The sequence below is a fragment of the Actinomyces succiniciruminis genome (assembly GCF_900002405.1).
Taxonomy (GTDB): domain Bacteria; phylum Actinomycetota; class Actinomycetes; order Actinomycetales; family Actinomycetaceae; genus Actinomyces; species Actinomyces succiniciruminis.
In genome coordinates this window covers 1-14,215 of record NZ_LK995485.1, presented here as the reverse complement: position 1 = coordinate 14,215, position 14,215 = coordinate 1, and the positions used below count along the sequence as shown (strand labels likewise).

At 68.8% G+C, this 14,215-nt stretch carries 14 protein-coding genes; 5 read left to right on the top strand and 9 right to left on the bottom strand.

The window, feature by feature from the left end:
• Positions 1-118 precede the first annotated feature (118 nt).
• Entirely contained in the window at positions 119-286 is a 168-nt protein-coding gene (locus tag BN1056_RS04820) for a DUF3117 domain-containing protein (RefSeq protein ID WP_073327418.1), read from the top strand.
• A 74-nt stretch (positions 287-360) separates the two neighbouring features.
• Here BN1056_RS04820 and BN1056_RS04815 read toward each other — a convergent pair whose 3' ends face one another.
• Positions 361-996, bottom strand: a complete 636-nt coding sequence (locus BN1056_RS04815; RefSeq protein WP_210579497.1) for an O-methyltransferase — start codon at positions 994-996, stop codon at positions 361-363.
• A gap of 155 nt (positions 997-1,151) precedes the next feature.
• Between BN1056_RS04815 and BN1056_RS04810 the strand changes: the two genes are divergently transcribed.
• The gene (locus tag BN1056_RS04810) at positions 1,152-2,129 is read left to right on the top strand and encodes a twin-arginine translocase TatA/TatE family subunit (protein ID WP_342343936.1); all 978 of its coding nucleotides are present in this window, start codon (positions 1,152-1,154) and stop codon (positions 2,127-2,129) included.
• 54 nt (positions 2,130-2,183) lie between these two features.
• On the opposite strand, the gene BN1056_RS04805 is transcribed toward BN1056_RS04810, so the two are convergent.
• The 3 genes from BN1056_RS04805 to BN1056_RS04795 form a co-directional block, all read right to left on the bottom strand.
• On the bottom strand, positions 2,184-3,338 hold the full coding sequence (locus tag BN1056_RS04805; RefSeq protein ID WP_210579496.1) for an Mrp/NBP35 family ATP-binding protein: 1,155 nt from the start codon (positions 3,336-3,338) through the stop codon (positions 2,184-2,186).
• Between the two features lie 157 nt (positions 3,339-3,495).
• Positions 3,496-4,101: a DUF1003 domain-containing protein gene (locus BN1056_RS04800; RefSeq protein WP_210579494.1), complete on the bottom strand. Its 606-nt coding sequence runs from the start codon at positions 4,099-4,101 to the stop codon at positions 3,496-3,498.
• The gene (locus BN1056_RS04795) at positions 4,094-5,386 is read right to left on the bottom strand and encodes a magnesium transporter MgtE N-terminal domain-containing protein (protein ID WP_210579492.1); all 1,293 of its coding nucleotides are present in this window, start codon (positions 5,384-5,386) and stop codon (positions 4,094-4,096) included. Before BN1056_RS04795 ends, BN1056_RS04800 begins: the two co-directional genes overlap by 8 nt.
• Before the next feature lie 99 nt (positions 5,387-5,485).
• On the opposite strand from BN1056_RS04795, the gene BN1056_RS04790 reads away from it, so the two are divergent.
• Positions 5,486-6,325 carry a YflT domain-containing protein gene (locus BN1056_RS04790; protein WP_244671507.1) on the top strand — a complete coding sequence of 280 codons (840 nt, stop codon included), beginning with the start codon at positions 5,486-5,488 and terminating at the stop codon, positions 6,323-6,325.
• 191 nt (positions 6,326-6,516) lie between these two features.
• Here BN1056_RS04790 and BN1056_RS04785 read toward each other — a convergent pair whose 3' ends face one another.
• The 5 genes from BN1056_RS04785 to BN1056_RS04765 form a co-directional block, all read right to left on the bottom strand.
• Positions 6,517-6,987, bottom strand: coding sequence for a GNAT family N-acetyltransferase (locus BN1056_RS04785; RefSeq protein ID WP_210579491.1), 471 nt, complete (start codon positions 6,985-6,987; stop codon positions 6,517-6,519).
• A 27-nt stretch (positions 6,988-7,014) separates the two neighbouring features.
• Positions 7,015-7,626, bottom strand: a complete 612-nt coding sequence (locus tag BN1056_RS04780; RefSeq protein WP_210579489.1) for a class I SAM-dependent methyltransferase — start codon at positions 7,624-7,626, stop codon at positions 7,015-7,017.
• Positions 7,627-8,600: 974 nt separating this feature from the next.
• Positions 8,601-9,524: a cation diffusion facilitator family transporter gene (locus tag BN1056_RS04775; RefSeq protein WP_210579488.1), complete on the bottom strand. Its 924-nt coding sequence runs from the start codon at positions 9,522-9,524 to the stop codon at positions 8,601-8,603.
• Positions 9,525-9,621: 97 nt separating this feature from the next.
• On the bottom strand, positions 9,622-11,274 hold the full coding sequence (locus tag BN1056_RS04770) for an aminopeptidase P family protein (RefSeq protein WP_210579487.1): 1,653 nt from the start codon (positions 11,272-11,274) through the stop codon (positions 9,622-9,624).
• Positions 11,275-11,335: 61 nt separating this feature from the next.
• Positions 11,336-12,448 carry a Gfo/Idh/MocA family protein gene (locus BN1056_RS04765; protein ID WP_244671506.1) on the bottom strand — a complete coding sequence of 371 codons (1,113 nt, stop codon included), beginning with the start codon at positions 12,446-12,448 and terminating at the stop codon, positions 11,336-11,338.
• Between the two features lie 156 nt (positions 12,449-12,604).
• Here BN1056_RS04765 and BN1056_RS04760 point away from each other — a divergent pair, with 156 nt between their 5' ends.
• Together BN1056_RS04760 and BN1056_RS04755 are read left to right on the top strand one after the other, a co-directional pair.
• Positions 12,605-13,450: a PHP domain-containing protein gene (locus BN1056_RS04760; protein ID WP_210579486.1), complete on the top strand. Its 846-nt coding sequence runs from the start codon at positions 12,605-12,607 to the stop codon at positions 13,448-13,450.
• Positions 13,451-13,591: 141 nt separating this feature from the next.
• On the top strand, positions 13,592-14,215 hold a 624-nt coding region (locus tag BN1056_RS04755; protein WP_210579485.1), incomplete at its 3' end, for a MarC family protein.

Here is a 14,215-nt window from a genome sequence, read left to right as displayed (position 1 = left end):
GGACGGGTCCGCAGGCGTGGATTCAGCCACGTTTCGGCGCAAACTGGCGGCTTTATGCCGTAGAATACGACTGGGAGAAGCGGTAAAAGTCCGCGAATCATCAGTGAAAGGGGAGCATATGGCTGCCATGAAGCCCAGGACCGGAGACGGGCCGCTCGAGGTCGTCAAGGAGGGCCGCTCCATCATCATGCGGATGCCGCTCGAGGGCGGCGGTCGCCTGGTCGTAGAGATCACGCCCGACGAGATCAAGGAGCTCCAGGAGGCGCTGGCCTCCGTCAAGTACTGAACCGGATTCTGGGCGGTACGGCAACAGTCGCCGGCAGGCCACCCCGAAACCGGCGGGTCCGCCCGGCCGGGTCGTCAGGCCCGGCGGACGGCAACCAGCAGACCGTCGCCGACCGGCAGCAGTGACGCCAGCAGGCCCTCTTCATCCCGCAGCGTCTTGCCCAACTCGCGCGCCGCAACCGTAGTGGCGTCGCGACGTGCCGGGTCGGCGACGTGGTCGTTCCATAGCGCATGCGTGATCGCCAGGACCCCGCCCGTGCGCAGCATGCGGACCGCCTGCACCACCAGCTCCGCGGCCTCCTGAGGGGAAACGTCGAGTACCACCATGTCGTAGGACTGGGCCGCCATGCGGGGCATTACGTCGGAGGCACGTCCCTGAATGATGCGTGTGTGGGAACCCGGGTAGCCGGCCTCGTCGAAGGCGCGGCGGGCCTCACGCTGGAACTCCGGCTCGACATCGATGGTGGTCAGCACGCCGTCGGCACCCATGCCGGCCAGCAGCCACAGGCCGGAAACGCCGGTGCCCGTGCCTACCTCGGCGACTGACTTGGCGCCGCCGGCGGCCGCAAGCATGCGCAGTGCCGCGCCGGTGGCCGGGGAAACCGGGTCGGTGCCCAGCTCGATGCCGCGCAAACGCGCCTGCGCGGTCGGCTCGCTCTCGACCGGGAACTCCTCCGTGTAGGACCAGCTCAGTGTCTTGTCAGCAGCCACCATATGCCCCTTCCGCGGCACCGGGCCGCCTAGCCGTCGTTTCACCCCGCGGCGCCGGGATGTCGGCGCGGGGCTGCGCCCATTGTTTCAGGTCCGGGGCGGTTGCGCGTCCACGCGCTCGCCCGGTTGCGTGCATTCCTTCCTATACTGACCTTATGTTGCCGGGTATTTCGGGTGCGGAGTTCTTCGTTCTCCTACTAGTAATAGTCATCGTGGTGGGGCCGCAGCGCCTGCCCGAGTACACCCGCAAGCTGACTCAGGGTGTGCGCAAGCTGCGCGTGTTTCTGGACAATGCCAAGACCCAGATCGCCGAGGAGGTCGGCCCCGAGCTGGGAGAGCTGGACCTGTCCGATCTGGACCCGCGCAACTACGACCCCCGCAAGATCGTGCGCGACGCGCTGGGGGAGGACCTCGACGCCATCCGCAAGGATCTGACCAACCCCTTCCAGTCGGTGATGGAGACCGCCAAGGAGGCCAGCGATGAGGCCGCGGCCGCGGTGAGCGGCAAGGGGCAGAAGAAGTCCAAGTCGCTGTCGAAGATGATCGAGGACAAGGCCGAGGAGACGCGCTCCGCTCGGGCCGCGTCCACCGGTGCGGCGGCTGCCACGGTTGCGGCCGCGGCGGCAACCGGCGACCAGCAGGGCGCGGATGGTTCGGAGCAGGCGGATAAGCAGGCGGACAAGAACCCGGAGCAGGCGGCTCAGGAGGCCGCGGCGGTGACGGCCGAGCTGCCTCAGGTCGAGCCGGCAGCCGCCGTTGCCGAGGACGAGGACTCCGCCGCTGAGCAGGACGTCGTCGACGAGCCCTCAGCCACAGAGCTCACCGCCGCGCAGTCCGCCGCCGACGCGGGTGACGCCACCGCGGAGGGCATTGAGGAGGCGGGCGACGCCTCCGCCGACGCGGCCCAGATTGCGCTGGAGGCGGGGGACACGGCCACCGCCGAGATCCCCGAGGTGCAGCCGACCGCCGACGCGGAAGAGGTCGCCGCCGGCATCCCCTCCACCCTCGCGGAGGAACCACAGCAGGACGAGACCGTGCAGGCCCTGCGCCCGGTCTCTCCGCGCGACATCGTGCGCGCCGCCAACGAGGCCGCCCGCACCCGCGCCGAGGCGGCAACGGCCGCCGTCGCCTGAAACGCTTTCGCCGCGGCGGCGCGCTCAGGCTCACGCCGCTGAGGCGCGTGCGGACTAGCCGACAGCGCCGACCGGGCTGATCCCCAGCGACTTGCCGGACAGGCCGCGCGCGCGGTGCCCGAGCCGGCGGGCCACACCCGCCAATTGCAGGGCCGCGGGGGAGTCGGTGGCGGGTCCGTCACCGACGGCGATGGTCGCCGGGATGCCCACGTCCGCGCCCTCGCGCAGCTTGATGTCCAGCGGCAACTGCGCCAGCAGTGGCACCTCGTATCCCAGCGCGGTCGTCAGCGACTCGGAGACGGCCTGGCCGCCGCCGGAGCCGAAGATCTCCAGGCGCGACCCGTCGGGCTGCGGCAGGTAGGACATGTTCTCGATGACCCCGGCGACCTTCTGGTGGGTCTGCGATGCGATCAGTCCGGTGCGCTCGGCCACCTCGGCGGCCGCCGTCTGCGGGGTGGTGACCACCAGGATCTCGGCGTCCGGCAGCAGCTGCGCCACCGAGATGGTCACGTCGCCGGTCCCCGGCGGCAGGTCCAGCAACAGCACGTCCACGTCGCCCCAGAACACGTCGGACAGGAACTGCTGCACGGCTCGGTGCAGCATGGGGCCGCGCCAGACGACCGGCTGCTTCTCCTCCACGAACATGCCGATGGAGATGACCTTCACCCCGTGCGCGATAGGCGGGATAATCATGCCGTCCAACTGGGTGGGAACCTGATCCACACCCAGCATGCGGGGGATGGAGAAGCCATAGATGTCGGCGTCGACCACCCCGACATTCAGCCCCTGGGAGGCCATCGCGGCGGCCAGGTTGGCGGTGACGGAGGACTTGCCGACGCCGCCCTTGCCCGAGGTGACCGCGTAGACGCGCGTGAGGTTGTCTGGCTTGGTGAAGGGGATGACCGGCTCGGCGGCGCCGCCGCGCAGGCGGGTGCGCAGCTCGGCCCGCTGCTCGTCGTTCATCACGCCCATGTTCACGTGCACGTCGGACACGCCGTCCAGGGCGCCGACCTCCTTGCGTGCATCCGCGGTGATGGTGTCCCTCAGCGGGCAGCCGGCGACAGTCAGCAGCACCCCGACGGTGACGACGCCGTCGGCGGCGATCTCGATGGAATCGACCATCCCGAGGTCGGTGATCGGGCGGCGCAGCTCGGGGTCAATCACGCGGGCGAGTGCCTCGCGGACCGCGTCTTCAGTGGGCAGGCTCATGGCTCAATCCTATGGCCGGTTGCCCGCTCCGCCGGGGGCCGCCATGGTGGTGAGGAGCACGCCGACGGCGGGAATGCGGCGGGCCGGGCGGGCGCCGTCCACCCGGCCCGCCGGATGAATGGGGCCGCCTGGAGTGATGCCGCCGGGAGTCCTGCGCTCAGCCCGCGTCCTCCTGCTGTGGCCGCGCGGTGGCCGAACCATCGGGAGTCTCCGGGGCATCCGGGGTCTCCCCGCCCTCATCGACAATGTCGTCATGTAGTTCTTCGCGGGTGCGCCGCTCCTCCTGGAGCAGTTCCTCCAGTACGACGCGCAGCTCGGAGCGCACGAAGTCGCGGGTGGCGACGTCGTTCATGGCCAGGCGCAGCGAGGCGATCTCCCGGGTGAGGTACTCGGTGTCCTCCAGGTTGCGCTCGGCGCGCTGACGGTCCTGCTCGGCGGTCACCCGGTCGCGGTCGTCCTGCCGGTTCTGGGCCAGCAGGATCAGTGGCGCCGAGTAGGAGGCCTGCAGCGAGAGCATGAGCGTCAGGGCGGTGAAGCCCAGGCTGGCGCGGTCGAAGCGCAGGTTCTCGGGCCCCCACGAGTTCCAGATCATCCAAAGGGCCACGAAGACGGTCAGCCAGATGAGGAACGTCGGCGTGCCGGAGAAGCGTGCAATGGCCTCCGCCACCCGGCCCGAGGTATCCGAGCGGCTGCGGGAGGGATGCGTCCAACGCATCCACCGGGAGCGGTTCTTCGACAGGGGCTGGTCGAGCTGATCAGGCATTGGCGCTCCTCTCAATCATCTCGTCGGTGACGGCGTCGTCCGCCTCCCGCCAGTCGTCGGGCATGAGGTGGTCCAGGACGTCGTCGACGGACACGGCGCCGAGCAGGCGGCCGGCATCGTCGAGCACGGGTAGGGCCGTGAGATTGTAAGTCGCCAGCAGGCGGGTGACGGTGCCGATCGAGTCGTCGGCGTGCACCTCCTCCAGGTCCTTGTCCAGGATGGAGCCGAGCAGCTGCTGGGGACGCTCCCGCAGGGCGCGCTGGAGGTGCACCATGCCCAGGAACCGGCCGGTGGGCGACTCCAACGGGGGACGGCACACGAAGGCGACGGCGGCCAGCGCCGGCGGCACCTCGGCCTTGCGGGCCTGCGCCAGGAAGGTGGCCACGGTGGCCTCCGGCGGCAGGATGATCGGCTCGGTGGTCATCAGACCGCCGGCCGTGTACTCGTCATAGATCATCAGGCGGCGCACGTCCTCCGCCTCCTCCGGCTCCATCAGGTCCAGCAACTGGGCGGCGATGGAGGCGGGCAGGGCGGAAACCAGGTCCGCGGCGTCGTCGGGCTGCATGGCGTCCAGAACGTCGGCGGCACGGGCGGCGTCCAGTCCGGAGAGCAGGGCCACGGCGTCGTCGTCGGACAGCTCTTCGGCCGCATCGGCCAAACGGTCGTCGGACAGCTCGGCCGCCACCTCCAGCTGCCGCGACAGCGGCAGGTCGGACAGCACATCGGCCAGGTCGGCGGGCTTGAGCCCCTCCATGGTGGCCAGCAGCGCGGTCGCCCCCTGCTGATCGGCGGAGCCGGCCAGGCCCGTGACCTCGTCGGGGCGCACGGTGAAGGTCTCGCCGCGGCGCAGCCCCAGCGGACCCGAGGATCCGCGCTGAACGAACAGGCGGGTCACCTTCCAGTCCATGCCGCGGTCGCGCTCGATGGCGACGTCGCGGATGGTCACCTGCCCGGAGCCATCGCGCAGGGTGACGACTCGGTCCAGCAGCTCGCCGACCACCAAGGTCTCCACGCGGCGCTTCTCGAAGCGGCGGATGTTGACCAGCCCGGTGGTGATGACGGCACCCGGTTCGATCGCGGTCACCCGTGACAGTGGCAGAAACACGCGGCGGCGGCCCGCCACCTCGATCACCAGGCCGACGGCGCGCGGCTGACCACGCAGGCGGATGAGCACGACGACGTCGTGCACCTTGCCGACGGCGTCGCCTAGAGGATCGAAGACGGTCGTGCCCACGAGTCGGGCGACGAAGACTCTGAGGGTGGCGCGCGTCTTGGTGTTTTCCACAGCGGCCAGCCTATCGGCGTGGCGGGGTTGATGCCGCCTCACGGTTTCGCCGCTCGATGAAGCTGGCCCCGTGCCGGGACTACGTGGGACGATGTACCCATGAGCCAGACTGAATTCTCCACGCAGGCCGGGCCGTTCGGCATGACGCGGGGAAGCATTCCGCGCGGCGACGAGGTCGCCTCCTTCGCGACCTACGCGGAGGCGCAGCACGCGGTCGACTCCCTGTCCGACGCCGGCTTCCCCGTCCAGCACTTGGCGATCATCGGCACCGACCTGCGCCAGGTCGAGCGCATCACCGGACGCATGAGCTGGGGGCGGGCGCTGGCCAACGGCGCCATGTCCGGGCTGTGGATCGGGCTGTTCTTCGCCGCCATGATGCTGCTGCTGGGCCCCAGCGAGGGGACCAGCACCGTGCTGATCGCCGCGATCATCATGGGCGTGATCTGGGGGATGATCTTCCAGGTCGCCGCCTACGCTGTCACTCGCGGCAAGCGCGACTTCACCTCCATCAGCCAGGTGGTCGCCTCGCGCTACTCCATCATCGCCTCCGAGCTGTCCGCGGAGGCGGCCCGCGCGCTCGCGGACCTGCCGGGGAATCTCACCCGCGGTGGGCAGTCGGCGCGCCGTGCCGAGGAGCGCCGCGCTGCCCGGCAGCAGGCCCGCGGTCAGGGCCGCAGCACCTTCGGCTCTCGTCCGGACGAGCAGCCACGTTTCGGCGTGCGCCTGCCCGAGGGAGTGGACCCGCAGACCTACTCGCAAGGCGAGTCTCAGCCCGATGCCGTCCCCGCGCCGCAAACCCGCCCGGAGGCCGGATCTCAGCCGACGGGCGTGGCTAGCACCGACGCCGACGCGCCCGAAGCCCAGACGGACGACCAGGGCGCGGAACATCATGAGGATGATGACCCCTTCCTCCGCCGCCCTGACAGCTCCGCACGGTAAACGCGTATGTAACTCCAGGCTCACGCGCATACGTCCGCATACTGACGGCTGACGACGGACCCGCAATGCATACGCACTCGCCGTGTCTACTGGGCATGTTTCGCTTGAGAGCTGGCCAGGGGGCCGCGTCGATGATGGTGTGCAGCGCTTGCTCTCCGAGAATCGGGGATGCTTGGCGAATCAGGAAGTTCTTACCCTCCAAGATACTTCACGTATATCTGACACGGGTTCCATTCATCCCATAGCGTTGGGAAACACTCTAGTTCCCGGTAGCCCATGGCGATGTAGAATCGGTTTGTATCGTCGTATTCTTTGTAATGGCCCATCTGCACTGTTTTTACCTGGGAGTACGTGAATCCTCGCTCCTTCGCCATTGCCTCGTATGCATTGTTTAGCGTGGATCCGATCCCCGTTCGGTGATGCTTCTTTTTGACGGCCATCACGAAGATGTCTGCGCAGTCCTTGCTGGTGGAGTTCATTACGATAAAACCGGCAGGCTCGTCATTGATGAAGCAAGCGAGGAACGGCTTGCCCTGTGAATCGTTTATGTATTCCTCTCTACTTTCCGCCATGCCGAACCATTCCGGAAGGTCGCATAAGACGTCTCTTGCGATCTCCTCTTTTTCTTTGATGTCTACAATTTCCCTCACGACGGGTTTCATGTGGCTCCTCTCGATCTTGATTCTTGCTTACTGTTTCTTCCTTGCGACGATGTAGAACCGGTGGCTGCTCCCCTCGATCGCGCCGGTCCGCTCAATGATTTCCTGCGCCTCGTACAGTTGGTCAAGGCAATCGTCAACGGTGAATCCGGGGAAGTCCCAGTCGATGATTCTCGCGAACCAAACAAGGGTGCCAACGTCAAAGAGCCGTATTGGTCGGCGAGCCTCTCCGCTTTCCAGCACTTCAAAGCCGTGGCTGAGCAGTTCGGTCTTCTGCATCTCAAGGTATTGTTCGGGGTAGGGTAGTTCCGTGATGTGTGGAAGGAGTAGCTGAACCAGCTCGCTGTCGTTTTCGGCTCCTACCTGCTGGGTGAGGAACAGTCCGCTCGGTTTTACTGTGCGTTGCAACTCTGCGGCATCGTAGGCACCATGTCGGTTTGTTATAATATTAAAAGTCTCGCCAGGGAAAGGGATTTCATCGCTTCCATTTGCCTCCTTGAAGTCGATCCCCAGAGGTAGAAGAACTTGTTTGCGTAATTCCACGTCTGGCGGGTGGCCCTCGGTTGCTGCAGTGTTATGGTTTGGGTGGCGGAAAGAAAGTAGGAACTCTCCGTCTCCGGTGTCGATGTCCAGCAACTTCATGCTGTCTTTTTGGTATTTCTAGATGACCTCGCTAAAATTCCGCGGTAAGTCATCTTCTTCCGGGTATCTGTCGCGGATATGCGAAAAGTTCCATCCGTGAAGGTGGGTGATGCGCTCTTCTTGCGTCCAGGTTTCTTTGAGCTGGTCCGAGTTCATTTATGTGGCCCCTCAATAGATGTGGATGATTCTAGTCGCCCTTTTGGGTGATGTGGCGCTCGGCGGTCTTCCCCGTGGAGCGCTTTTATTCGAGTTGGACGACCTTCGGCCGTGGAGATGTTCCGCGAAGCTAGTTCGTCGCATCGTTGTCTGTCTCCAATGACTTGACCTGCTTCGGGTGTTAGTAGCGTAACATGGGGATGCGGGACAATCTGCTCCTGCATCAGGAAAACGGTTTGCGCTAACACGGTTGTCCCGTTTGAGAGACGGGGCGATTGTTGTCAGAACCCGCCGGTGTGGATACTAGCGGGCCGCGATGCCGGTTGCCGGTCGCATGCGCTCAACGTGCGCTTGGAACGTCCATACGCGACTTGTGTCCGATATTCGAGTTGTCGGCGTGAGCGTGGTGTGCTTCCCGGTGCTTATCGGCGTCGAACTGCCCGCTGGGTTTGGACCGCCCGCCTCTGTTTGGACCCCATAAGTCTGTCTGGACCCCATACCTCTGCTTGGACCGCCCCTGTAGCACACTACGGCGGTCCAAACAGAGCAAAGCGGTCCAGATGGAGGTTGACGGTCCAAGCAGAGAGAATCGGTCCGAACAGGGCACGCCGGCGGGGGAGCGCGGCCAGGGGCAGGCCGACCCCGAGGATGACCCCTACCGCCGTCGTCCCGACGACGCCTGAGTCCTGTCTACGCCCTACGACGTATACGGCCTACCGACGCACTACGTCCTGCCTGCGTCTACAACGAGCACAAACTCGTGTCTGAGAGTGGCACGGGAGGAGCGGCCAGGCCGACTTGGTTGCTTGCCGCCGGACTCAGACGCAGGGGACGTGCTCGTGGGCGCGGTGCGCGGCGGGCTCAAGCTGGAAGGTCGCATGCTCGATGTGCACCGGGAAATGCTCGGCGACGCACTCCTGTAGCGTGTCCAGGACCTCGCCCGTGCGCCCCTGCGCGAAGCAGGCGTCGGAGACGACGACGTGCGCGGTGAGCACCGGTAGGCCTGAGGCCACCGTCCAGGCGTGCAGGTCGTGGACCTCCTCCACGCCGTCCACCGCCAGCAGGTGACGACGCACCTCCGCCAGGTTCAGCGCCTCCGGGGTGCGCTCCATGAGCACGCCGAGTGCGGTGCGCAGTAGGGAGAAGGCCCGCGGCACGATCAGCGCGACGATCACCAGGGAGGCAACTGCATCGGCGCGCGCCCAGCCGGTTAGCGCCACCACGGCCGCCGCCACGATCACGCCCACACTGCCCAGTGCGTCGTTGGTGACCTCCAGGAATGCGGCCCGCATGTTCAGGTTGTGGTCACGTCCGCCGGACAGCACCAGCAGCCCCACCACATTTGCCACCAGGCCGACCACGCCCATGACCAGCATGCCATGTGCCTCTACCTCGGCGCCGCCCACCAGCGTGATCACCGCTCGCACGCCAACGATGACTCCCACCACGCTCAGCAGCGTCGCCTGCAGCGCGGCACCCAGGATCTCGGCACGCCGCAGCCCCCACGTGGAGCGGTCGGTTACGGGCCGGGCGGACAGGTGTGCGGCCACCAGCGCCATCACCAGGCCGACGACGTCGGTGAGCATGTGCCCGGCGTCGGCAAGCAGCGCCAAGGACCCGGTGAGCGCGGCGCTGACCACCTCGGCCACCAGCACGCCCGCCGTCAGGGCCAGGACGGCGGCGAGCCGGCCTCGGGAGGCACCCGGGCCGTGGGTGTGCGAGTGCTGATGAACCGGCGGCACGTCTCGATGATAACGATCCGTGCCCGCTCAGACTCAAGAACCGTCAGCAAACCCGCGGCCCGGGCCGACGGAGCGCGCCACCCCGTTCATCTGAGGATCAGGCGATGAGGCCGGTCACCCAGGCCTCCACCTCCGCGACGGTACGGGGAATCGCCTGCGTCAGGCGCCGCACGCTCCCGTCGGCGTCCACGACGACGTCGTCCTCGATGCGCACGCCGATGCCGCGCAGCTCCTCGGGAACCAGCAGATCGTCGGCGCGGAAGTACAGGCCCGGCTCAATGGTGAAGACCATGCCCGGGCGCAGCACCGCGTCCATGCTCATCTCGCGGCGCGCCTGGGCGCAGTCGTGCACGTCCAGTCCCAGGTGGTGGCTGGTGCCGTGCACCATCCAGCGGCGGTGGAACTGGCCGTCCGGCCCCAGGGAGCCGGCGGCGGTGACGCCGTCGGGCAGCATGCCCCACTCCTCCAGGCGGGCGGCGATCACCTCCATGGCGGCGGCGTGCACGTCCCGGAAGCGGCAGCCGGGAGTGTTGGCGCGGGCGAAGGCGGCGTCGGCGGCGTCAAGCACGGCCTGGTAGACCCGGCGCTGCGGGGCGGTGAAGCGACCGTCCACCGGGATGGTGCGGGTGACGTCGGCGGTGTAAAGGGAGTCGACCTCCACGCCGGCGTCCACCAGCACCAGTTCGCCGGGGCGCACGGCGCCGTCGTTGTTGATCCAGTGCAGCGTGTTGGCGTGGTTCCCGGCGGCGGCGATGGTCTCGTAGCCGAGCCCGTTGCCCTCCTCGCGGGCCTTGGCCCCGAAGGCGCCCTCCAGCACCCGTTCTCCGCGCCAGTGCCCGGTGGCGCGCGGAATGGAGCGGATCAGGTCGTCGAAGCCGGCGCGGGTGGCGTCCACGGCCCGCTGCAGCTGCTCGACCTCCCAGGAGTCCTTGGTCAGGCGCAGTTCGCTGGTGGCCTCCGCCAGGGCGTCGTCGACCTGCTGGGCGTCCTGCCCGGCGGCGAGTCCGGCCGCGGTGCGCACGCGGTCCACCAGGGCGGTGACCGCGGCGTCGGCCTGTGCCACCACGCGCAACTGCACGCCGTCCGGACCGGCGTCCTTGGCGAGTGCATCGGGCAGCGAGTCGATGTGGGCGCAGCGGATTCCGGTGGCCGCCTCCACCTCCTCAATCGAGGGGCGCTGGCCCACCCACAGTTCTCCGTAGCGGGGGTCGGCGTAGAACTCCTCGGACGACCGGGAGGCGCGGGGGCGGAAGTACAGCACCGCCTCGTGGGTGGGCGCGGTCGTGGCCTCGCCCGAGTTGTCGGCATCCCCGGCGACGGCGGAACCGGCGCTCCTGCCCGCGGTGCTGCTCGTCCCGGCACCCGCGCTACCGGCGGCCAGCGGCTCCAGCACGAGTACGGCGTCGGGCTCGAAGTCGGTGCCGGTGCCGGCCAGGTGGGCGAAGGCCGAGTGCGGGCGGAAGCGGTAGTCGCAGTCGTTGTTGCGGGTCACCAGCCCCCCGGCGGGGATGACCAGCCGGTCGCCGGGGAACAGGGCGCCCAGGGTCTCGCGTCGGGCGGCGGCCCAGGGGGCGGCGGCGGAGCGGTCGGGCAGCGCGTCGGGGCGCGGGCCCCAGCCGGAGCCGATGAAGTCGCGGAAGGCCTGGTTGGTGGGCCGGTGGGAGCGGTTGTTGCCGCGCTCTGCGAGCGTCTGGGGCGCCTCGGCGTCCGCTGCGGAGGGTGCGGGGGAGTCGGATACGGAATCGGTCATGGCCCCATAGTGGCACGCTCGCCGATCGGGAGGCGCACCGGCCGAAGCCGCCGTGGTGGCGTCAGTCGGGGTCGCCCGGGAACCGCACTCCCACCTGTCGGCGCGCCTCGTAGAGCACCTCGACGGCGGCCACCGAGTTGGCCAGCGGGTGCAGCTCCGACTCGCGCGCCCCGGAGCGCACCAGGCGGCAGAAGGCCTCCAGCTCATAGGCGAGTACCGGCCCGCTGCGCTGAACCGACAGGTCCTGGACGGCGTCGGCTGTGCCCACCGCGGGGCCGCGTAGGGCGATTTGCTGGGGCCACTGGCAGTCGTCCAGGGTCAGCACCGCGTGGTCGCCGGCGATCGCGGAGCCGGTGCCTGCGGGGGAGGTCTTGGAGTGCAGGCACACCACCTCGAAGCCGGCGGGCTGGACCTGGCGGGCGGTGTCGGTGCCGGCGTAGTCGAGCACGACCGTGCCCAGGGCGTCCGCGCCCGAGTCCAGCAGCACCCCGGCGGCGGTCACCCGCGTAGGTGCCCCGAACAGGTGGATCGCCAAACTGATCGGGTAGACGCCCAGGTCCATGAGAGAACCGCCCGCCATGGCCGGGTTGAAGGCCGGCGGCAAAGCCCCGCCCCGGTAGGCGTCCATGCGGGAGGAGTACTGCTCCTTGACCAGCAGCGCGCGCCGGATCGGACCCAGCCGCTGCAGGTTCTCACGCAGCACCGCCGTGCCCGGCTCGAAGGCGGGCAACCACCCCTCCATGAGCAGCCGATCATTGCGCCGGGCGGCCGCCACCATGGCCTGCGCCTGGGCGGGCGTGGGGGCGAAGGGCTTCTCCACCAGCACGTGCCGGCCGGCCTCGAGGGCGGCGAGCGCGTGCTCGGGATGCAGCAGGTTGGGGGACCCGACGTAGACGACGTCCACCAGGGGGCCGCCGTCGGCGTCGCGGGCGGCGAGCATCTCCTCCAGCGATGCGAAGGCGGCGGGGATGGCGTGCTCGGCGGCGAAGGCGGCCGCCCGCTCCGGGTGCGCGGAGGTGACGGCGACGACCTCGGCGTCGGGAACCGTGCGGGCCGCCTCCACGAACCAGCGGGCAATGAAGCCGGCACCGATCATGCCGAAACGTATCGGGGCGGTCGGTGCGGAGACGGGGCCGGATTGGGCGGGCGAGTCGGATGCGGCGGCGGTGCTCATGGCTTCACGCTAGCAAGTAACCGGCGTCACAGTCAGGGGGTGGTTTCGCGCGGTGCGGCCGCGGCCACCAGCGGTACGTGGCATGGCCGCGGCCCGGCCCGCTGCGGCCGAGGATCCGAGCGGCAGGGGCCCCGCCCGTATTCGTACACTTGGCGGGTGCGCATCGACCCCCACACTCACTCCTCCTACTCGGACGGCACGGACACTCCCGCCGCGCTCATGGCCGCCGCCGCCCGTGAGGGTCTCGACGTCGTCGGCCTGACCGACCACGACACGACCGAGGGGTGGGCCGAGGCGGCCGCGGCGGTGCCGCGCACGGGCGTGAGCCTGCTGCGCGGCACGGAGATCTCCTGCTCCGTCGACGGCGTGACCCTGCACCTGCTGGCCTACCTGTTCGACCCCGACTACGGCCCACTCGCGGATGCGCTGACCGCCGCTCGCCAGTCGCGCTCCAACCGGACCCGGTACATGGTCGAGCGCCTGGCGGTGGACTACCCCATCACCTGGGAGGACGTGCTCGCCCAGTCCGCCGACGCCGTCACGATCGGCCGTCCGCACATTGCCGACGCGCTCGTGGCCGCCGGGGTCTTCCCCAACCGGTCCGCCGCCTTCGCCGGGCCCTTGGCGACCTCCAGCCCGTACTACGTGCACTACTGGTCCCTGGAACCGGTTGAGGCCTGCCGGCTCGTGCGCGCGGCCGGGGGAGTGCCGGTGGCGGCGCACCCGCGGGCCGCCAACCGCCAGCGGCGCCTGGTGCCGGATGCAACCTTTGCGCGGATGGCCGAGGCCGGCCTGGCCGCCCTTGAGGTCGACCACCGCGACCACGATCCCGCCCAGCGGGAGCAGGCCCGTGCGCTGGCACGGGAGCTTGGGGTCGGCACATCCGGCGCCTCCGACTACCACGGCGACGGCAAGCCGAACCGGCTCGGGGAGAACCTCATGCCGCCGGCGCTGTTGGAGCAGATCGTCGCCGAGGGTGCGCTCCCGCTGATCACGCCCTGACCGGGTGCCGGTCGCCGTCGCCTCGGGCGGCAGTACGCCCGGCAGGGATGCCGTCCAGCCGCAGATCCGCCGAACCGCCCGGATGTCCGGACGCCCAATCGTCAAGCCAAATCAAAACCTTCCGCTCCAACCGCCCCAGTCATGCTCGCAAACATCTTCGACCTCACGCTCTTCGCCACCGCGCTCACCACGATCCTGGTCATTCAGGACCCGTTGGGCGCCATTCCCATCTTTCTTTCGCTGACCAGCCGGCAGACCGACGCCGAGCGCACCCGCTCGGCCCGCCAGGCCACCCTGGTGTCCTTCGCGGTGATTCTCGTGTTCGCGATTTTCGGACGCTACATTCTGCGGTTCTTGGGCATCACCGTGCCGGCGCTGCAGATCTCCGGCGGGCTGTTGCTGCTGCTGGTGGCGCTCGAGCTGCTCACCGACAAAACCGATGAGCACCCCGACCCGGACTCGGTGGCCACCAACGCCGCACTCGTCCCCCTGGGCACGCCTCTGCTGGCCGGGCCGGGCGCGATCGTGGCCACCATGGTGGCGGTGGAGTCGGCGTCCGGGCCGGTGGTCGGCTGGGTGAGCGTGACCGCCGCGATCGTGGTCACGCACCTGGTCATCTGGGTGGTCCTGCGGTTCTCCGTGGGCCTGCACCGGTTGCTGGGGGAGTCCGCGATTCAGGTGCTCACCCGCATCTTCGGGTTGTTGTTGGCCGCGATCGCGGTGCAGATGATGGCCGACGGCGTGATTGCCTACATCGGCGCGGTC